Source organism: Rhodopseudomonas palustris (assembly GCF_003226555.1).
Classification (GTDB): Bacteria; Pseudomonadota; Alphaproteobacteria; order Rhizobiales; family Xanthobacteraceae; genus Rhodopseudomonas; species Rhodopseudomonas palustris_I.
This window is the reverse complement of record NZ_QKQS01000001.1, coordinates 1-17,357: the sequence shown is the minus strand read 5'-3', so window position 1 is coordinate 17,357 and position 17,357 is coordinate 1. Positions and strand designations below refer to the sequence as shown.

At 65.1% G+C, this 17,357-nt stretch carries 21 protein-coding genes and 2 tRNA genes; 13 read left to right on the top strand and 10 right to left on the bottom strand.

Going from position 1 to position 17,357, the window contains the following annotated elements; all coding sequences use genetic code 11:
• Nucleotides 1-85: 85 nt before the first annotated feature.
• On the top strand, nucleotides 86-991 hold the full coding sequence (locus DNX69_RS00115) for a LysR family transcriptional regulator (RefSeq protein WP_110783842.1): 906 nt from the start codon (nucleotides 86-88) through the stop codon (nucleotides 989-991).
• Nucleotides 992-1,876: 885 nt separating this feature from the next.
• Here DNX69_RS00115 and DNX69_RS00110 read toward each other — a convergent pair.
• Nucleotides 1,877-2,701 (bottom strand): NAD kinase, encoded by an 825-nt coding sequence (locus DNX69_RS00110; RefSeq protein ID WP_207803091.1) that lies wholly within the window; start codon nucleotides 2,699-2,701, stop codon nucleotides 1,877-1,879.
• Between the two features lie 289 nt (nucleotides 2,702-2,990).
• Here DNX69_RS00110 and DNX69_RS00105 point away from each other — a divergent pair, with 289 nt between their 5' ends.
• The 5 genes from DNX69_RS00105 (at nucleotide 2,991) to DNX69_RS00090 (ending at nucleotide 5,297) form a co-directional block, all read left to right on the top strand.
• Nucleotides 2,991-3,299, top strand: a complete 309-nt coding sequence (locus DNX69_RS00105; protein ID WP_110783840.1) for a His-rich protein BRANT — start codon at nucleotides 2,991-2,993, stop codon at nucleotides 3,297-3,299.
• Between the two features lie 92 nt (nucleotides 3,300-3,391).
• Nucleotides 3,392-3,811: a hypothetical protein gene (locus DNX69_RS00100; protein WP_110784117.1), complete on the top strand. Its 420-nt coding sequence runs from the start codon at nucleotides 3,392-3,394 to the stop codon at nucleotides 3,809-3,811.
• 189 nt (nucleotides 3,812-4,000) lie between these two features.
• Complete coding sequence (locus DNX69_RS00095) at nucleotides 4,001-4,714, top strand: outer membrane protein (protein WP_207803098.1); 714 nt, start codon at nucleotides 4,001-4,003, stop codon at nucleotides 4,712-4,714.
• Between the two features lie 172 nt (nucleotides 4,715-4,886).
• Complete coding sequence (locus DNX69_RS26730; protein ID WP_283809307.1) at nucleotides 4,887-5,012, top strand: hypothetical protein; 126 nt, start codon at nucleotides 4,887-4,889, stop codon at nucleotides 5,010-5,012.
• Between the two features lie 171 nt (nucleotides 5,013-5,183).
• A complete protein-coding gene (locus tag DNX69_RS00090; RefSeq protein ID WP_110783836.1) occupies nucleotides 5,184-5,297 on the top strand; it encodes a sodium:solute symporter in 114 nt (37 codons plus the stop codon).
• Nucleotides 5,298-5,307: 10 nt separating this feature from the next.
• Here DNX69_RS00090 and DNX69_RS00085 read toward each other — a convergent pair whose 3' ends face one another.
• The gene (locus tag DNX69_RS00085) at nucleotides 5,308-5,514 is read right to left on the bottom strand and encodes a hypothetical protein (protein ID WP_110783835.1); all 207 of its coding nucleotides are present in this window, start codon (nucleotides 5,512-5,514) and stop codon (nucleotides 5,308-5,310) included.
• A gap of 458 nt (nucleotides 5,515-5,972) precedes the next feature.
• Here DNX69_RS00085 and DNX69_RS00080 point away from each other — a divergent pair, with 458 nt between their 5' ends.
• A complete protein-coding gene (locus DNX69_RS00080) occupies nucleotides 5,973-6,557 on the top strand; it encodes a hypothetical protein (protein WP_110783833.1) in 585 nt (194 codons plus the stop codon).
• Nucleotides 6,558-6,704: 147 nt separating this feature from the next.
• A complete protein-coding gene (locus tag DNX69_RS00075) occupies nucleotides 6,705-7,151 on the top strand; it encodes a BLUF domain-containing protein (RefSeq protein WP_110784115.1) in 447 nt (148 codons plus the stop codon).
• A 28-nt stretch (nucleotides 7,152-7,179) separates the two neighbouring features.
• On the opposite strand, the gene DNX69_RS00070 is transcribed toward DNX69_RS00075, so the two are convergent.
• Nucleotides 7,180-7,254 (bottom strand) — tRNA-Thr (locus DNX69_RS00070).
• Nucleotides 7,255-7,458: 204 nt separating this feature from the next.
• Here DNX69_RS00070 and DNX69_RS00065 point away from each other — a divergent pair.
• Nucleotides 7,459-7,929: a hypothetical protein gene (locus DNX69_RS00065; protein ID WP_110783831.1), complete on the top strand. Its 471-nt coding sequence runs from the start codon at nucleotides 7,459-7,461 to the stop codon at nucleotides 7,927-7,929.
• A 71-nt stretch (nucleotides 7,930-8,000) separates the two neighbouring features.
• On the top strand, nucleotides 8,001-8,504 hold the full coding sequence (locus tag DNX69_RS00060) for a hypothetical protein (RefSeq protein ID WP_110784113.1): 504 nt from the start codon (nucleotides 8,001-8,003) through the stop codon (nucleotides 8,502-8,504).
• A 22-nt stretch (nucleotides 8,505-8,526) separates the two neighbouring features.
• Here DNX69_RS00060 and rlmB read toward each other — a convergent pair whose 3' ends face one another.
• Nucleotides 8,527-9,354: a 23S rRNA (guanosine(2251)-2'-O)-methyltransferase RlmB gene (gene rlmB / locus DNX69_RS00055; RefSeq protein WP_110783830.1), complete on the bottom strand. Its 828-nt coding sequence runs from the start codon at nucleotides 9,352-9,354 to the stop codon at nucleotides 8,527-8,529.
• A gap of 209 nt (nucleotides 9,355-9,563) precedes the next feature.
• Here rlmB and DNX69_RS00050 point away from each other — a divergent pair.
• A tRNA-Tyr gene (locus DNX69_RS00050) sits at nucleotides 9,564-9,649 on the top strand.
• Between the two features lie 637 nt (nucleotides 9,650-10,286).
• Here DNX69_RS00050 and DNX69_RS00040 read toward each other — a convergent pair.
• The 6 genes from DNX69_RS00040 to DNX69_RS00015 form a co-directional block, all read right to left on the bottom strand.
• On the bottom strand, nucleotides 10,287-10,538 hold the full coding sequence (locus tag DNX69_RS00040) for a hypothetical protein (RefSeq protein WP_110783828.1): 252 nt from the start codon (nucleotides 10,536-10,538) through the stop codon (nucleotides 10,287-10,289).
• A 277-nt stretch (nucleotides 10,539-10,815) separates the two neighbouring features.
• On the bottom strand, nucleotides 10,816-10,995 hold the full coding sequence (locus DNX69_RS00035; RefSeq protein ID WP_110783826.1) for a hypothetical protein: 180 nt from the start codon (nucleotides 10,993-10,995) through the stop codon (nucleotides 10,816-10,818).
• Entirely contained in the window at nucleotides 10,995-11,225 is a 231-nt protein-coding gene (locus DNX69_RS00030) for a hypothetical protein (protein ID WP_110783824.1), read from the bottom strand. Before DNX69_RS00030 ends, DNX69_RS00035 begins: the two co-directional genes overlap by 1 nt.
• A gap of 4 nt (nucleotides 11,226-11,229) precedes the next feature.
• Nucleotides 11,230-11,718 (bottom strand): hypothetical protein, encoded by a 489-nt coding sequence (locus DNX69_RS00025; RefSeq protein WP_234826800.1) that lies wholly within the window; start codon nucleotides 11,716-11,718, stop codon nucleotides 11,230-11,232.
• A 94-nt stretch (nucleotides 11,719-11,812) separates the two neighbouring features.
• Entirely contained in the window at nucleotides 11,813-12,130 is a 318-nt protein-coding gene (locus tag DNX69_RS00020) for a hypothetical protein (RefSeq protein WP_110783823.1), read from the bottom strand.
• A 10-nt stretch (nucleotides 12,131-12,140) separates the two neighbouring features.
• Nucleotides 12,141-14,174, bottom strand: coding sequence for an AAA family ATPase (locus tag DNX69_RS00015; RefSeq protein ID WP_110783821.1), 2,034 nt, complete (start codon nucleotides 14,172-14,174; stop codon nucleotides 12,141-12,143).
• A 307-nt stretch (nucleotides 14,175-14,481) separates the two neighbouring features.
• Between DNX69_RS00015 and DNX69_RS26475 the strand changes: the two genes are divergently transcribed.
• On the top strand, nucleotides 14,482-14,703 hold the full coding sequence (locus DNX69_RS26475) for a hypothetical protein (protein ID WP_234826799.1): 222 nt from the start codon (nucleotides 14,482-14,484) through the stop codon (nucleotides 14,701-14,703).
• Nucleotides 14,704-15,062: 359 nt separating this feature from the next.
• A partial coding sequence (locus DNX69_RS00005) for a hypothetical protein (RefSeq protein WP_133255946.1) occupies nucleotides 15,063-17,357 on the top strand: 2,295 nt, incomplete at its 3' end.

Sequence of the window (17,357 nt, the reverse complement as noted above, 5' to 3'; positions counted from 1 at the left end):
GAGATTGCACGACCGGCTGAAGGTTATAATCGCCTAGTTTCTAACGGGGCTTGTAAGAGCCGCTTAACAGTGGTCAGCATGGCTCATGATCCATCCGAGCGAATTCGGCGCGCTTCGCGGCTTCATAGCTGTTGCCCAACAGCGCAGCTTCACGGCCGCGGCGGCAACCCTGGGTGTGTCGCCATCCGCGCTTAGTCAGCTTGTCCGCGGGTTGGAGGAGCGGATCGGCGCCCGGTTGCTCAACCGGACCACCCGCAGCGTGTCGCTGACAGAGGCAGGAAGCTTGCTGTTTGCGGAGGTCGAACCAGCGATCTCGACCCTGTCCTCAGCGATCGACCATGCCCGCGGCACCGGCAATCGTCTCATCGGCACTGTGAGACTGCACTGTTTCCATGCCGCGGCGGAGATGTTCATCGCGCCCATTTTGCCTGCTTTCACCCGAGCTCACCCAGGCATTGTGATTGATGTGACGGTGGATGACACCGTGGTTGATCTTGTCGCCAATGGCTATGACGCCGGCATCCGCATCGGCGAGGTTGTCGAGCGTGATATGGTTGCCGTGCAGCTTGGCGGAGATATCAGGCAAATTGCGGTCGCGTCGCCGAGCTATCTCGAGCAGTACGGCACCCCGAAGACGCCAGCCGATCTTCTCGCCCATCGCTGCATAAGGTGGCGGTGGCCGGGGCAGACCACGCCATATGCTTGGGAGTTTTTCGAGAACGGCAAATGGTTTTCTGTGGCGGTGGACGGCCCTTTGATCGCCAGCAGCCGTTCTTTCACGCTGGACGCAGCATTGTCCGGCATCGGTATTGCCTTCCTCAAGGAAAGCACTGTCAAGGACGCTGTTGCGGACGGACGCTTGGTCGCGTTGCTCGAACGCTGGTCGGCGCCCTTCACCGGCTTCTATCTTTGCTACCCGCAACAGCGGCAGATGGCACCGACGCTGAGGGCGTTGGTCGACGCCATCGCACAACCCTTTCGCAGCGGGTAGCAATCGCCTGCTCCCCGCGCATGCGTATCTTCGTCGATTGATTGGTGGAAAAAGCTGACAGGTCGTGCTGTATCTGCCCAGCTACTCCGGCAACAGAAGGCACACCGCGCGGCTTCTCCCCACGTCATTCCGGGGCGCGAGCAACGCTCGCGAACCCGGAATCTCATGCGATGCAGCATGCGTTCGCCGGCAGATCAATCGTTCAGCCGCAGCCTCCGCCCCAAGTCGTCCCCGCGCAGGCGGGGACCCAAGCCCCTGGCTTTGCCGGTGAGGGAAGGCGTCTGCCGCAGGACTTCAATCGAGATGCTGCGGCGTATGGGTCCCCGCCTGCGCGGGGGACGACAAGGGGGTAGGTCGTACTGTGGCTGCCCATCCCCGCCGGCAACAGAAGCCACACCACGCGGCCTTTCGCCACGTCATTCCGGGGCGCTCGCGATAGCGAGCGAACCCGGAATCTCGGCCGATGAAATTTGCGCTCGCCGGCAGATCAATTGATCGGCCGCGGCCTCCACCACGAGTCGTCCCCGCGCAGGCGGGGACCCATAGCCCCTGGCTTTGCAGGTGAGGCAAGGCGTCTGCCGCAGGGCTTCAATCGCGAGCCTGCGGCGTATGGGTCCCCGCCTGCGCGGGGACGACAAGCTGATATGTCGTGCCTGCGAGCTGATAGCTCGTCTCTGTGGCCACTGATGCCCGCCCATCCATGCGTCGTGGCCGGGCTTGTCCCGGCCATCCACGTCTTTGGTCTTGCATGGTGTTCAAGACGTGGATGCCCGCGACAAGCGCGGGCATGGCGGGGTGAATGTTGAAGCGGTTAGTCCCACGTTCAAATCGCAGGTCGATCGCGAGGCGCGAAGAGGGAGTGACGGCCGCTCCCCACAAAACCCCTCAATACCCAAACTGCTCGCTCAAGATCCGCTCTTCCAGGCTGTGCCCCGGATCGAACAGCATACGGATCGCGATGGTCTTGTCGGAGATCACTTCGACGCGGCGGACGTCGCGGGCTTCGTCGTGGTCGGCGACGGCGGCGACCGGGCGCTTGTCGACTTCGAGCACCTCCATCACCACGAAGGCGCTGTCGGGCAACAGCGCGCCGCGCCAGCGCCGCGGGCGGAACGGCGAGATCGGGGTCAGCGCCAACAGGTGGGCGTTGATCGGCAGGATCGGGCCCTGCGCCGACAGATTATAGGCGGTCGAGCCGGCCGGGGTCGCGACCATGATGCCGTCGGCGACCAATTCGCTCATCCGCTCGCGCTCGTCGATCGAGATCCGCAGCCGCGCCGCCTGATGGGTCTGGCGAAACAGCGACACCTCGTTAATGGCGTGATGGATGTGGACCTCGCCGTAGATGTCGGTGGCGCGCATCAACAGCGGATGGATCACGGTCTCGCGCGCGGCGGCGAGGCGGGTGCGCAGATCAACCGTCGAATACTCGTTCATCAGGAAGCCGACGGTGCCGCGGTGCATGCCGTAGATCGGCTTGCCGCTGCGCATCTGCTGATGCAGCGTCTGCAGCATCAGGCCGTCGCCGCCGAGCGCGACCACGACGTCGGCTTCCTGCGGCTCGGCATTGCCGTAGAGCTGCACCAGCTGCGCCAGCGCGGCCTGCGCCTCGGCGCTGGTCGAGGCGACGAAGGCGATGCGGTCGGTCGCGATGCGCGGCGAAGCGGGGCGGGACGACGGGGTGCGGTCTTGCCGCGCGGAGTTGCTCATCGAAGGCGGCCTCTGACGGCGGCGGACGGCGGGCAGGCGGTGCCGTGCCGGCCGCCTGTCACCGCCGCCGGTCTATACGAGGTGTCCGGGCATTGTCGAGCCGGGCAAGCGGGGGAGCCGCTTTGGTGCATGACCAACAATTCATGCTGATGAACGCAAACCCACGGGCGCCGTCAGGTGCGGTTCAGTGCCGCAGTTCTAGGGTCGGCACCGTGATCGAGCACCCGGCCGCTCCGGCCCCGCGTTCGGATCAAGCGAAATTCGAACCGCCTCTCTGAGGAGACTTTCCATGATCAAGACTGTGTCCGCTGCGCTCGTTGCCGTCTCGATGCTGGCCGCCCCGGCGCTCGCCGCTTCCGCCGACAAGACCCCGGCCGCGCCGGCCACCACCCAGACCGCGCCGGCCGGAAAGACCACGCAGGCCGCCCCGATGCAGAAGCAGGCCGGCAAGCATGTGCAGCGCCAAGTCGGCAAGCATCATGTCGGCAAGCACCATGCGGCCAAGCATCGCGCCAAGCACCAGGCGATGAAGGCGCCGGCCGCCAAGCAGCATCTGTCGAAGGCATCGATCCGCCACATCGCGCCGAAGCGCGGCTGATCCCCCGCGCCTCGATGCCCGCGGTGCCGCGTTTCCCCCCGCGGCACGGCGGGCAATTGATTTCGCCGCCCGGCGCGCTATTGCATCAGGTCATGCGCCGTCCTGCGATCCCATTGCCGACCTCGCTGCTGCCGCTGCGTGCCGTGCTGATGCTGCCGCTCGCGGCGCTGCTCGGCGCCTGCGCGATCGGCGGCTCGGCGTCGTTCGACAGCGATCCGCCGCAGCCGTTTCCGCAGAACTATCGCAGCGAGATCCCGGCCTTCCTGCGCACCTATCTGAACCAGCCGGCGGGCCTGCGCGATGCCGCGATGGCCGAGCCGGTGCAGCGCCCGGTCGACGGCCGGACGCGCTGGGTGTCGTGCCTGCGCTTCACCCCGCGCGGCGGCACCCCGCAGAGCATGGCGATCGTGCATGTCGACGGCCGGCTCGACCGGGTCGCGCCGCCGGACGACGAGCTGTGTACCGGCGTCGTTTACGCGCCGTTTCCCGAGCTGGAAAAATTGTCGCGCTGATCCCGACCGGATCGCAATCCGCCGCGACTAATCTGATGCGAGCCTCGGCGTGGCCGGGTTCCCGAGTGTTGCGGCGTCGTCACAGTCCTGCTGAATGAATGCTACGCCGCCGCCACCGGGCAACCAAACGATTGCCATGCTGTTTTGAGCACATCGGAACGCATCGAAAGAGGGACGACGATGAAGACGATGAGGAACACTCTGCTCGGCGCAGCGGCGGTGATCGCGCTCTCCGCTCCCGCCTTCGCGGCCGATCTGCCGCCGCGGCCCTACACCAAGGCCGCGCCCGCCTACACGGCGCCGCAGGTGGTTTACAACTGGACCGGCTTCTATGTCGGCGGCCATGTCGGCGGCGCCTGGGCCGGCGACAACAGCATCCCGGGCAATTCCGGCCGGTTCTTCGGCGGTGTCCAGGGCGGCGCGGACTATCAGTTCGCTACCAATTGGGTGATCGGTATCGAGGCCCAGTATAGCTGGATGTCGTCGAACAACACCGGGGTGATCTTCCCCGGCGGCAGCACCGCGACCGAAGACACCCGCGGCCTCGGCTCGGTCACCGGCCGGCTCGGCTATGCCTGGGGTCCGACGCTGCTCTACGCCAAGGGCGGTTACGCCTGGCGCGACAGCGACCTCAGCGTCGCGTCGCTCGGCGGCGTGCCGTCCGGCTACACCACCAGCGGCAGCCGCAACGACGGCTACACCGTCGGCGCCGGCCTCGAATATCTGTTCGCGCCGAACTGGTCGGCCAAGGTCGAGTACCAGTACTACAAGTTCGGCGACACCACCTTCACCGGCGGTCCGGCCGACGTGGTCGGGACCTCGTTCCGCAACGACGAGCACACCGTCAAGGCCGGTATCAACTACCGGTTCGGCTGGGGCGGCCCGTCGGTCGCCAAATACTGATCGACGCCCCAACCCCGTCGCACATTCTCGCTTGAGGGCCGGCCGTTGCGCCGGCCTTTTTGCGTGCGCGCGGAAGGGCTTAGCGAGCCGGGAATCGAAGGTTAACGAGGGTTAAATCCGGCGAAAAATATCGCTTGGGACTCCAAGGCTAGAATCACCCGATGGTCCGGCCATGACATCGGGTTCCAACATGACGACGATCCTGAAGACCCGCATCGACAGCGCTCCGGTCGGCCTGACCCTGGCTCTGCTGGTGGCCTGCGCGGTCAATCTCACCGTGCTGGTGCGGTGGCTGTGAGCGCTGCAATGCCGGCCGCCGCCGCGGTTGACCGGTATCAAGGCCGGCGCGCGGCGCGCAGCCAATAATCGTACCAGTTGCGGCGCCGCGGATGCGGGTGCCGCCGAGGCGGTAGCTGTTGGCGATAGCTGTTAACGGGCTACTGCGCCGTCCTTGCGGAGGACTGATCCGATGAGCGAGAGCGACGTTCTGGTGGTGGCTGCGGCCGGCCTGTCGACCTTGGTGATTTGGCTCGGCGTCGTGATCCAGGGGCGGATCTCCGCCGCCCTGGCGTCGCGGCACTGATCGGGCGCAGTCAGGCGACCGGCGAGCCGTCCACCACGATCCACGGCACCGCAGAATCGGCGGCGACGTCGTAGACGTCGACTTGGCCGCAGCGGCGGCATTCGTAGGTACGCCGTTCGCGGCCGCCGGGCGCAGGCGAATTGCGCGTCAGATTCGCGGCCGCTCCACACGCACCACAGGGGTGGAAGAAGTAGTCCCGATGCTGAAACGATCTCATGCGTGATGATTCCTCTGATCAGGGCCGAGTGTTGCAGTCCTGAGCTGAGTGGTATTGAGATGCATCAAGGTCCGTCTAGTTCCAGGCCCGCCGTTTGAGGGGGCCACCTCCCTGCGCGGACGCAGCTCAAGGCGCAGAATCCCATCGATCGAACAGGGTTTGCGGGTCGATCGGTGCCGACACCGTTCTGAACGGTGTTGGCATTGCAATCTGCCGTTGTGTGGTCGTGTTACCAATCATTTGGCATGCGATGCGAAATCTGTTGCGAACTCGTAGCGACCCCAGGCTGGCGACGGCAGGGATTCGTGCAAGAGGTGCGACACCGTAGCGAGGCGGAGTTAGTTCACGCATGTTGACCCACCATCGGCTGTCGGATAGCTGCATGCGCCGTGCTGCAGCAGCGCTCGGGCCGCGTTGGGACGCAAACTGCGCTTGCCGGAATGAGGAATCTCCCGATCATGTACGCGAACCCGAGCAGCGCCGAGGTCGTGCGCCACGTTCCTCACCGCTGGTTGATCAACCAGTGGGCAAGAGGGGGCGGTCGGATTGCTGATCCGGTGATGGTGCCGTTCTCTTTCGAACCGGCGAGTATCGATATGCCGCGCTCGATCTTGACGCGGGTGGTCGGCTCGGGCGACCGCCGACATTATCAGGTTCTTCACTATGGATCGTTGCTTTCGGCGGCCAGCGGGCTGGAGGCGCGTGGACTGAATCTCGACGAGGTTCTGTCGCCAGCGAGCCGCGACTACATCCTGGCTCAGTACGACCTCTGCTGCCGCATCCGGAAGCCGGTCTATTCGATTTCCTGCATCTCAGACGTGCACGATGTGCCAGTCGACTACGAGAAGCTGCTGCTGCCCTTCACCAATGCGCAAGGCGAAGTGCACTGCATCTTTACCGCGACACTTCTGATCAGCACCGAAGGGCGGTTCGAACGGGACGGAATCTTCGCCAATGGCGGCTTTCCGGCCCCCAATGCGGTCGCGGTATATTCAATCAACGTTGGGCACGACGACCAGCCGCACCTTAGGGCAGCAGTCTGACGACCCGGCCCGCGGCGCGTTGCGCTGCGGCTGTGGATTTGCGTCCGAACAATTCCTTCTGATCGCCTGTCGGTATGATTCTGAACTGAGCGCGCGATGCGCTGCCGTTATGCAGGATCGTGGGTGCCCACGAGGAAAATGGGTTCGATGCCGAATCAACTGTTTCGCGTCCTCTATGTCAGCCGAAACAGGATCGCAGGACCGCTCGATCAGCTGAAGTCGGAAGTTGCGGGCCTCCTTGCCACCTCTCGGATCAACAACGCACGGGTCGGCATCACCGGCGCGCTGATCGTCAACAGCGGCTTCTTCGCCCAGGTTCTCGAAGGCCCCCGGAAGGCCGTCGAGGAGGTGTTCGAGGCGATCCAGCAGGATGGCCGCCACGGCGACATCCAGGTGCTGCTCGCCACTCCGATCGCCGTCCGCGCGTTTCCGAACTGGGCGATGGCCTATGTCGGCCAATCGCCGCGCCACCAGGACGCACTCGCCTGGCTGCAAACCGAGACCGATTTTCACACCGGACACTTGGTGGGAGAACGGCTCTACAGCATCGTGATGGACATGGCCTACGCCGAGGAGGCGGGCGACGTCGCGTAGCGACGGCGGATGCCTGCAGCGGTGGGGCTGGTGCCGGCGGAGAGGATCGAACTCCCGACCTTCGGTTTACAAAACCGCTGCACTACCGCTGTGCTACGCCGGCAACGGCCAGACAGCTAGCAGCGCCGCCGCGGCTCGACAAGGCCGCAGCTGCGGTTTCCGACGGCGCGGATCGAAAGCCGACGTTAACGACGTTGCGGCGGAACGACACGGGCGGACCCGAAACCGTGCTCGCGCGTTAGGCTTACCGGCCGGTCGCAGCCGTGCCTTAACCCATCTGCCAGGCTTTTCCCTTACCGTTGGCCGCATGTCCGATCCCTTCACCTTTCGGCGCCTCGCTGCGGCGCTGGTGCTGCTGACCGCGACTGCGGCTCCGGCCTCGGCCGAGAGCGGCGGGCGGGCGATCGTGATTCCCGGCCGGCCCGGCGTGCCGATCATCATCAACGGGCGCGATGCGTCCTACGCGATGATCGAGGGCGATTGGGGGCTGGAGCGCGGCACCCACGTTCAGCCGACGATCTATGGCAGCCGGCGGGTGGTGTATCCGGAGGTCGGCCACTATTACCCCGGCTCGAACCGGCTGCCGGGCTACGGCCGGCTGGAGGTCGAGCCGCCGGCGGACCGCAAGCTGCCGAAGCCGGCCGAGAGTTTCCATCAATCCTGGGGCGCGGAATCGCTGCCGCCGCAGCCGGCGCCGCCGACCCCGATGATCGAACCCCAGGTGCTGATCGCGCCGCCGTTCGACGAGCCGCGGCCCGGCCCGCGGCCATATCGGTGACGGCGGCGGTGCCATCGACCACGATCTCGACCGACCACGATCTCGACGACGACATCGAACAGGAGCGTAGCATGCGTAACATGATTTCCGGATTGGTCGCGGCGGTCGCCGTGCTGACCGTGAGCGCCGCGCCGGCGATGGCCTGCGGGGCAGGGCTGTTCGGCGGCGGCTGCGGGACCTGCGGTCCGGTGGTCAGCCCGTGCGGCAACGGCTACGCCACGTTCGAGACCGGCTACGGCTATGGCTACGGCACCGCGGCGTTCGAACGCCTGCCGGATCCGACCCGGTATTATTACGTCAACCAGGGCCCGGCCTATACCGGCCCCGGCCGGTTCGCGCCGCGCCCCTATTACGACGAGCGCGCGGTCTCGGTGTATCGCACCGGCACCGCCTATACCGGCGGCGCCTACGCCCACGCCATGACCCATCAGGTGATCGGCGAGCCGTCCTGGGGCCCGGTGATGGTGCGCTATCACGGCCGCCACCACGCCCGCTCCTGGGCGCACCGCCATCCCCATGCCGGCTGGCACCGCGGCCATCGCCCGCATGGGCCGATGCATCGCCCGCGCTTTTGATCGGCGGCGCGCGTTTTCGGCTTTAGCGCCGGCCCATCAGGCCGAGCCGGCTGGCGCCGATATACAGCGCCAGCGCGGCGGCGTTGGAGACGTTAAGGCTCTTGATCGCGCCGGGCATGTCGAGCCGGGCGACGGTGGTGCAGGTCTGCCGGGTCAGCTGCCGCAGCCCCTTGCCCTCCGCCCCGAGCACCAGCACCAGCGGCTCCCGCAATTCCACCCCCGCAAGATCCTCCTCGCCCTCGCTGTCGAGCCCGACCGTGAGGAAGCCGCGGTCGTTCAGCTCGGTCAGGGCGCGGGAGAGGTTCTGCACCAGCACCAAGGGCACCAGCTCCAGCGCGCCGGAGGCGGATTTGGCGAGCACGCCGGTGGCTTCCGGGCTGTGCCGGGCGGTGGTGACGATCGCCTGCACGGCGAACGCCGCCGCCGAGCGCAGGATCGCGCCGACATTGTGCGGATCGGTGATCTGGTCGAGCACCAGCACGATGCCGTGCTGGGGCAGGGTGTCGATTCGCGGCGTCTCCAGCGGATCGGCCTCGGCCAGCATGCCCTGATGCACCGCGTCTGGCCCGAGCCTTCGGTCGATCTCGGAAGGACGGACGATCTCCGGTGTGATTCGGCTGTCGATGTGCTCGTCGGCCAGCCTGCGGGCGGCGTTTTCGGTTAGCCACAGCTTGCGAAACTTGCGCTGCGGATTGGCCAGCGCCGCGGTCACGGTGTGCCAGCCATACAGGATCACGGGCCCGTCGCCGTCGCGCTCGCGGGCTTCGCGGCGGAACCCGGCAGGGCGTGGCTTGCCGCGGGGGGGCCCGTCGCGGCGGGAAAAGCGGGGATTCGGCGGTCTGTCGCTCATGGCGGCGCTTGTCTCACGCCCTGTTGCGCAAGGCAATTTCACGCCGATCGTCCGATATGACGAAGGAGTGTCGAAATCGTCATGGGGTTGGTTGACTTTAGGGGGCCGCATCGCCCATAACCGCGCCGCGTTGCAGGCCCGCCCGCGGGCTCGCTTCGGCTTCCGGTCCCGGTTTTGCCTGCCACAGGCGTTCGGCCGGCGGCACGGGCGGGGGAGTGTCCCGAGTGGCAAAGGGAGCTGACTGTAAATCAGCCGCCTCATGGCTTCGCAGGTTCGAGTCCTGCCTCCCCCACCAACCAACATCTCACTGAAATTGTTGACTTATTGACGTGCCGGCGAAAGTCGCGCAGAGGCGCGTCCGGTGCCCAAAAATGGCGGGGTCCCACCTGGGTCCCGCACGCGATCAGATGCTTTTCGGCGGGAGCTTCCGTCCCCTGAGATATCCCCAGGATCCCGCAGCCGCGTAGACACGGTCGATCTCTTCCTCGAGCAGGCTGTTCGCGACGATCAGGGCCCGCACGGCCGCTACCGGGTCGCCTCCGCAGGCCTCAATGGCCTGGCCGACGGCTGCCTCGAGCTCGGCCGCGGCGGCCTACCGGTCGATCTCCAGCTGGACCTGGGGCACATCAGCGGCTTCGTTGGTATTCGGCATGGCGGCGATCTCGGCGGGTTGACGGGGCATCTGTTTTGTTCTCGTTTTGTGCCATCGTCAACGGGAGGGTGTGGACATGGCAGGACGGCGGCCGGCGAGTTGGAGGTTCCCGACCGAGAAGCAGGCTCGCGTCGAGGCGATGACGCGGCGCCTGACCGCGGAGCAGCGCAAGCGCGCCGCTGAGGCCGACGAGGAAGCCTGGTGGGCTGCCGTGCTATCGGACCCGAGGGCGCTGGGTGAGGGGGACGGGTAAGGCCGCATTGTCAGACGCGCCCATCTGCTACCCGACAACTCCGAAAGTGCCTTCGCAGCCGCCGCGGCCCGCTTCTGTCTTGAGAACGGTAGCGAGGCGGTCGAAGAAGCTTTCGTCGCCAACGCAAGGCCGACTCATGATCCTGTCGATGGCCGCGAGCGCCAGCGGCGAGTTCTCACGCAGGATCCGGCGGAGTTCGTCTTCTGCAATCTGCGCGCGGCGCCGGCGGATGATCTCAGCCTCGGCCGCGTTGAGGTGGAAGACGATGGTCTCGGTCATGACGGCTTTCCTCCGCGAACGTTCCCGACCAACCCATCCATGATCCGCTTCCGGGTATGGTCGTTGGCCTCTGCCGCATCGACGAGGAGCTCGATCGTCCTCATCAGACTGCCTCCAGTCATGCGCTCGCTCATCGAGTGCAGAGACCGCAATACGTGGCCGGGAACGTGATCGTGGAGCAGCTTGCGGAGCTCGTCGTCGGCGACCTGCGCGCGCCGTTTGCTGATAATCGCAGCCTCGGCCTGGTTGAGGTGGAAGACGGTGGTAGTCGTTGTGGTTATGATGCTCTCCTGTCATGAGATCCGAACAGCGAACGCTCAATCAATTCCGCTTTGCGCATCTCGCGCTTGATACGGCGCCGATCGCGTCCTTTGAATTTGCGGAACACCCCAAGTAGAATCGGCCTCCTTGCCATCTCTACCTCGAGATATTCCTCCATGCTGGTGTAGCTGCTCATCACTCGCTCCTGTTTCCATTGCCTGCGCAGATCTCCGGCACCGTATCCCGCGGCGCCGTCGGGTCGATCTGTTCGATCTCGTCGGCCATACGTCGCATGTTGTCGCACTCATCGGCGGTGATCTCGTCGATCTGCCGCCGGACGTTGACGTAGATCGCCCCCGCGAAATGCGCCGTCGTGCCGGCGCCGACGGCGAAGACCAGGGCGATCAGGCGGAGGGTGGTGGGCATAGCGTTAGCAGCAACGCGTACGATCGATCTTCCAGTCAGGCGTAACCTTGACTGCGGCGCCTGCATCCGTGGTGCCGGATGTCTGAGTTTTGAACTTGAAGACGCCGGGATTCATCAAGACGAATCCCATGCTCTCGAATTCCTTCAGCTTCGCAGCACGGCGCTTCTCGTCGTTCAGGTAATGGATCACATCAGCGAGCCTGCCGTTCGCGCGCTGCTTGCCGAACATGACGGATACTTCGTCGAGATACTTGGTGTAGTCGGATTCATTCAGGCGAAGCCACTCCGAGAACAGCTTTACTTCTGCCACCGAGTGAGCGATCTGCGTCCCGAGCTTGTCGGCCTCGCTGAAAGAGGCAATAGATCTGATCGCGAATGCGAAGTCGTCGAAATTGCGGTCCTTGAGCGCCTGCGCTGCGGACCTGAGGTGCTTGCCGATGAGTTCAGTGATGGTCATGGCTATCTCCCGGGTGACGATCTCGAGAATCGTCACCCGGTTTCCTGAGAGTGCCAAGCGATATTTTTGCGACCGATTAGTACGACGTTGCCATCATTACTAATCGTACGACGATGTCATCATTACTACGTCAATTGCCCGTCGGCTGCGAGTCTTCCGCGTCGTCGAGGCGCCACAACCGGTCCGTCGCGCGCGCCCACCGCATGCTGGGGTCGACCCAGACGAGGCGCCCGGTGCGCATGTGCTCGCCGTCCTCGAGCTCTGGATGACCGTAGGCGCTCCCCATCAGCTTGAGGACCTGGCGGCCTGACTCATTCGTGATCAGGACCGCCCAGTCGTCGAGCCGCGGAGCGATCTGCATCTCGACATCCGGCGGCGGCACGTTCCGCAGGTACCGATCGACGTCCTCGTCGGTCAGCGCAGACATCACGGCGTCAACGTCGTCCATGTCGGTCTCCTCAGTGCCGCGGCGCGCAGGCGTCGCGCGCTTCGAGGGTCGCCTCGACCAGGCGCGTCAGCTTACGCATCGAGAAACGCTCCCGCACCCATGCCCGGCCGATGACGTCGAGCTCGTCGGGCGCCAGGGGCGGGGCCCCGGCGCGCGCATCGTCGTCTCGCTCGATGTCCTGCATGACCAGCGCCGCCAGGGCCGGCAGGTGCGCCAGCGAGGGGGACGGGACCTTGATCATCCGGAAGCGGTCGCGCAGATAGCTCGGGAGCCGATCGGTCGAGTTTGCGGTGGCGACGTGGTTGACGTGCGAGAGATCGAGCTCCGCGTCGAGGCCGACGTCGCGATAGCGGCAGGACGTCTCGCGCTCGAGAAAAGGCGTCATCGCGCTCCACAGATTGCCGTTCATGGTGCTGTCCGCGGCCTTCTCGATCTCGTCGACCATGACGATGGGATTTGCGCGCATCGACGCTGCTATCGCGCGCGAGGGCACGGAGGGGGCCGACGAGTGCCATGACCTGTTCGTGCCGGCGAAAAATCCGTCGGCCGACGCCGTCGCGTCGACCCGGTAGACATAGACGCCCAGGAGCTCGGCCAGGCGCCGCACCAGGCGGGACTTGCCTGAGCCCGGGGGACCGACGAGAAGCGTCGGCCGCAGCTTGACGGGCTCTCCGGAGCGCAGATCCTGCGTCAGCGTCGCCACCGCGGCACGCGCGTGCGGGTACTCGGCCTCCAGCGCCCGCCTGACCGCATAGGCGTCGCGGCAGACGACCAGGGCGACGTCGGCGGCGTCGAGATTCTTCCAGACGTCGGGCAGGTGTTTCCGCTCGGTCGGCGCCTCCGTCATCACGACGACGGCGGGCCCATCAGGCGCCGGCCTGAGGCGCGGTGACGACGGGAGGCGGCGCTTCCGGCGTAGCCACGCGGCGGCCTGCTCGGCGTCGGATGCATCTTCGTCGACCTCCTGATCGAGATCGCTGGCCCGGACGATCTTCATGTCGGTCTCGCGCGCGGCGAATTGGAAGATCGATTGCTTGACGTGTCCGTATTCTCCGGAGGCAGCATGGAGCCAGATTTTCAAGCGCGCCTGCAGCTTTGCCTTGTCGGCATCCGACCAGTGGCAGCGGTCGGCGAGATACATCAGCGCCGGCAGCACCGGCAAAAACGTCCGCGTGTCGGCCGGGTCTGCGGCGAGCATGCGCCACGCGAGCGCGGTCGCGCCGGCCAGGCCGTCGTCTGCTCGCTCGGACAAGGTGTTCGACATCCGTCGGCACTCTGTTCGCCACCATGATCGGCGGTCCCCGTCTTGCGGAGGCGTGCTGGACACAGACAGGACGGCCGGAAGCTTCGCTTTGGTCATGCCGGCGACCTTGCTCGTGTAGTGCACGACCAGTTTCACTGCAGCGGTCTCGTCGTCGCACATGAGCACAGAGAGGGGCACGCCGTCGAAGACCTTCCTCATCGTCGTCGAATCCTTCGGTGGCGTGGCCCGCGAGACCTCGGCTTCGGAGATGGCGAAAAGGTCGCGATCGTCGTGCTCGTATTCGCCGGCGTGGGCCGCCAGCCACACGCGCACGCGGGCTTTGATCTCGTCGTCCTTTTCCGGCCACCGGACCCTGCGCGCGAGTTGCTGGAGGTCAACACCAACGGCGCAGGTCTCCGGATCCCGTGGCGACGCCGCAAGCATCCACCAGCACAGAGCGGCCTCGGCGGCGCGCGGCCCACCGATCGCTTCGAGGTCCGCGGCGATCACCCGGCACGCTTCCGACCAGAGTTTTTCATCGACGCCGGTCCCTCGCAGCTTCTGCATCTCCGCGAGGTCGGGATACGGACGGTCTGGCCGGCCGCGCAGCGCGTTCTCGGTGGTCGCGATGGCGTGTTCGACAGCCTCACGCTGCGTCTGGAACAGCAGCGCCACGAGGGCGGCGGTCTGGCGCTCGACGATTTCAGGCTCATCCGGCGCCGGCGCGCACTCGGCGCGGTCCTCTTCGACGGTCGTCAGCCAGTAATCGCTCGTATCGCGTTTCGAATCGCTATCTGGCATGCTATTTGACCGTACGACGTTGCCATCATTGGCCTCGATCGTATGACGATATATCCACCTTTTTCAAGGATTAGGGGCTTCCATGGTTAAGGATTCGAAACCCGTTCAGAAGAAGTCGCAGGCCCCGCCGCGGCCCGGGCGCCAGGCTCGCCCGGACGACGTCCGGTCAGCGCGGCTGATCCTCCGGGCCCACCCGGATCTCATGAAGATCCTCACGGTTCGGGCCCGTGCGGCCGGCGTCTCGAGATCGCGGTACGTTGAGAGGCTACTCGTCGCGTGGCTCAATGCGGACCCAAGGAATCCGCGGATGGACGCGGTCGGCAAAATTTTGGGCGGCTTCGGGCAGGCCCGCTACGCTGCTATGTCGACGCTCAGCAAGGCCGAGCGGTGGACGCGCTACTCCGCCGCTCACGCTGCGATCTTCGGGGTGCCGCTTCCTGAGGCCGAATTCGAGGATCCTTCCCTCTGGTGGGACGAAGCCAAGAAGCTCGTCGAAGGCGACGACGAAGACGCCGGACAAGACAACTAACGTTTCGGGATTCGAAACGTTACGTTTCGAGATTTTGATGATCAGAATTTCGAAACGTCGCCGAGATCTCGGAAGATGGCCGAGAAGTATCAACGCAGTCAGTCACATAGTCATCTCGTGTGCCAAGTTGCCATCATTACTATCACTCGGGATTCATCTCGGTTCATCCGGCCCGGCTTCGGGAAATCTCGGGCTCCGACGACATTTCGAATCTCGAAACGTCACCGAGATATGCCGAGCAATCCGTCCTCTTTTCCACAGATATGGTGGCAACTTCGTACAATGAAATCAATGACTTGACACTCTCTATCCTTAGCCAGATGCTGTCGGCTTGATCGCCGACCCTGGGCATCTCCAAGTTGACCGACGCCGCAGCAGAAACCGCACCGAAGACGAAGCGTCCGCGCCCGCCGCGGATGCCGCCGTTGCACGCGTTCCAGTCGTGGGACCTACCGAAGGATTTCCAGGACTTTCACCGCGCCGACGAACACGACACGATCGAAGAGGCTCTCGACGCGATCGATCCAGACACCTTTATGAACAAGGCGGCCGGACGCTCCCAGGGCGTCCTCGTCGTGCGGACGCTCCGGACGCGAGACATACTCCCGCCAGATGCGCTCGCTGGCCTCAGCGACGCCGAGCTCGACGGGGTCGAGCGCGAGGAGACGCGGACGATCACCGGATCGGACGGCTACCGACACTCATCGCGCGGCGACGACAGTCAGCACGCCGGTCTCGTGGCATTCCAGAGCGAGTCCGAGGAGCGCGGCGCCCTCGCGTACGCTGAGAAGCGCCTGAAGCAGGCTGCGAAGCGAGCGCGCCGTGCGGCCCGGGCGAAGGTAGTTTCCAAGGTCGAGGCTGAGGAAGAATCGGCATACGAGGCCAAGCAGAGGCTCGCAAAAGAACTACTTGGGAAGCGGATCGCCGAGGAACGCCGGGACGCGATCAGAACTCGTCTTCGCGACGGTTTTTTGCACACCAGCAGTAAAGAGATCGCCGGCTTCAGGTACGCCCCATTCCACGAATTTTTCAGCGACGACGTCCGCTACCGCTCAGAGATCGGGTCCCCGTCGCTGGCGCGGTGGGCGCAGATCGCTCCGCGCGACGCGCGCTGCGGGACTGACAAGGCCGTCCTGATGCGGGCGGCGACTAAACTCTTCGCGTTGGACGCGCCCTACGTCGAGTTGTCGAAGGTTCGCCTCTGCTATCTCGTCGTCGACTTCGACAGCGTGTGGGAGAGCTACGAGTCTTTCCATGCCGCGCTGCTGGCGATCCTGGGCCCGGACCGCATGCCAAACATCATCACCGGACGCAGGGACCCCTCCGGTCGCTTCTGCCGGCCTCACGCATTCTGGCTCTTGAAGCCCGAAGCGTGCGTCTGGAACAATTTGCCACGGACGATCATCGACGAGAACGGCGTCGAGCAGCATCTTGGCGACCCGCGATGCCAAAAGCGCCCGGTGCAAAAATTTTGGCGGACGCTCAGGTCGTTGGTCGACCTACTGATCCCGCTCGGCGCAGACCCGGCGATGACCAACATTTTCCGCCCAAAGAACCCTCTGTCTCCGTACTGGCAGACCATCGTCGTCCAGGATGACAGGTGGTACGAGCTCGACGATTTCGCGTCGATCCCCGGATATGCCCAGCGGCCGGACGAGCACGCGATGTTCGAGCGCGCGGCCAAGCTGGCGGCCGAGACCGAAGGCGCATCGCCGAAGTTGTCGAACCCGATCTGGAGGACGGTGGGCGCGACGATCGAGCCGATGGTCGCTGAGATCCTGAAGACGCGCGACTTCCCCGCGGGTTTTATCGACGCCAAGCGTTCCTGCAAACTGGCCGACTGGTTCGACGCGCGCGTGCGGCCCCTGGTCGAGCCTGAGCTCGCAATGGCCGACGACAGCGAGGAGGCCGCAGCGGCCCTCGACGCGGTCCTGCAGCGCCGCTGCGCATTCGCCGCGCGCTACATCAACCACCGCCTGGCCAAACCGGCCAGGTACCGGGGCCGCGACCGCGTGGCCATCGCCGAGGACGGCCTTGAGACGACCAAGGCCCGACAGTCACTGTCCAGCCGGGTCACCGGAGAAGGACGGACGACGAAGGTCATGGACCGTATGTGCCGTGAGCTCGTCGTCGTCCTGTGGACCCAGGGTGAGATCCGCAAGACCGAAGCGATCAAGTCCCTCGGCATGGTGTCGCCGTCGACGGCCTACAAGCACTGGGACGAAGCGATGAAGGCACTCGGTCTCGTCAAGTGCGAGCGTGGCGTTTTCAGGCGTGCAAATGCAGTATCTGCAAAGGTTTCCGATGGATTCCGCGACGGTGCCCATAAGATAAAAAGCCAGCCCACCTCCGTTGCTTCGATCAATCCTTCCGCCCGTCCGACGGTCGATGCTGTCGTCGTGGAGCACGGTGTCGGCGCTCATTCGTCCGGTCATCCGGTCGATCTCACCGTCGACCGGCCTATTCTCGTCAACGTCGATCATTCTGATCCCGGTATCCGGCCAGTCGGAACGGTCAACCGTGCCTCCGTCGGTCAGGATACCGATCCTCCATGGTCGGATGACTGGCCTGAGCAGGGTGCCAACTATCAGCATCCAGGTGATCACCGGCCTACGCAGGATGACGACGGTCTGCTCTTGGAGAGCACTTTGAGC

What these genes read in the sequence shown, in the direction of transcription:
- DNX69_RS00110 (WP_207803091.1), bottom strand. Translation starts at nt 2,701, where the DNA reads ATGAGCAACTCCGCGCGGCAAGACCGCACCCCGTCGTCCCGCCCCGCT.
- DNX69_RS26730 (WP_283809307.1), top strand. Translation starts at nt 4,887, where the DNA reads ATGACATCGGGTTCCAACATGACGACGATCCTGAAGACCCGCATCGAC.
- DNX69_RS00115 (WP_110783842.1), top strand. Translation starts at nt 86, where the DNA reads ATGATCCATCCGAGCGAATTCGGCGCGCTTCGCGGCTTCATAGCTGTT.
- DNX69_RS00015 (WP_110783821.1), bottom strand. Translation starts at nt 14,174, where the DNA reads ATGCCAGATAGCGATTCGAAACGCGATACGAGCGATTACTGGCTGACG.
- rlmB (WP_110783830.1), bottom strand. Translation starts at nt 9,354, where the DNA reads ATGAGCGACAGACCGCCGAATCCCCGCTTTTCCCGCCGCGACGGGCCC.
- DNX69_RS00035 (WP_110783826.1), bottom strand. Translation starts at nt 10,995, where the DNA reads ATGAGCAGCTACACCAGCATGGAGGAATATCTCGAGGTAGAGATGGCA.
- DNX69_RS00090 (WP_110783836.1), top strand. Translation starts at nt 5,184, where the DNA reads ATGAGCGAGAGCGACGTTCTGGTGGTGGCTGCGGCCGGCCTGTCGACC.
- DNX69_RS00020 (WP_110783823.1), bottom strand. Translation starts at nt 12,130, where the DNA reads ATGGACGACGTTGACGCCGTGATGTCTGCGCTGACCGACGAGGACGTC.
- DNX69_RS00085 (WP_110783835.1), bottom strand. Translation starts at nt 5,514, where the DNA reads ATGAGATCGTTTCAGCATCGGGACTACTTCTTCCACCCCTGTGGTGCG.
- DNX69_RS00075 (WP_110784115.1), top strand. Translation starts at nt 6,705, where the DNA reads ATGCCGAATCAACTGTTTCGCGTCCTCTATGTCAGCCGAAACAGGATC.
- DNX69_RS26475 (WP_234826799.1), top strand. Translation starts at nt 14,482, where the DNA reads ATGGACGCGGTCGGCAAAATTTTGGGCGGCTTCGGGCAGGCCCGCTAC.
- DNX69_RS00095 (WP_207803098.1), top strand. Translation starts at nt 4,001, where the DNA reads ATGAGGAACACTCTGCTCGGCGCAGCGGCGGTGATCGCGCTCTCCGCT.
- DNX69_RS00040 (WP_110783828.1), bottom strand. Translation starts at nt 10,538, where the DNA reads ATGACCGAGACCATCGTCTTCCACCTCAACGCGGCCGAGGCTGAGATC.
- DNX69_RS00065 (WP_110783831.1), top strand. Translation starts at nt 7,459, where the DNA reads ATGTCCGATCCCTTCACCTTTCGGCGCCTCGCTGCGGCGCTGGTGCTG.
- DNX69_RS00060 (WP_110784113.1), top strand. Translation starts at nt 8,001, where the DNA reads ATGCGTAACATGATTTCCGGATTGGTCGCGGCGGTCGCCGTGCTGACC.
- DNX69_RS00030 (WP_110783824.1), bottom strand. Translation starts at nt 11,225, where the DNA reads ATGCCCACCACCCTCCGCCTGATCGCCCTGGTCTTCGCCGTCGGCGCC.
- DNX69_RS00105 (WP_110783840.1), top strand. Translation starts at nt 2,991, where the DNA reads ATGATCAAGACTGTGTCCGCTGCGCTCGTTGCCGTCTCGATGCTGGCC.
- DNX69_RS00080 (WP_110783833.1), top strand. Translation starts at nt 5,973, where the DNA reads ATGTACGCGAACCCGAGCAGCGCCGAGGTCGTGCGCCACGTTCCTCAC.
- DNX69_RS00100 (WP_110784117.1), top strand. Translation starts at nt 3,392, where the DNA reads ATGCGCCGTCCTGCGATCCCATTGCCGACCTCGCTGCTGCCGCTGCGT.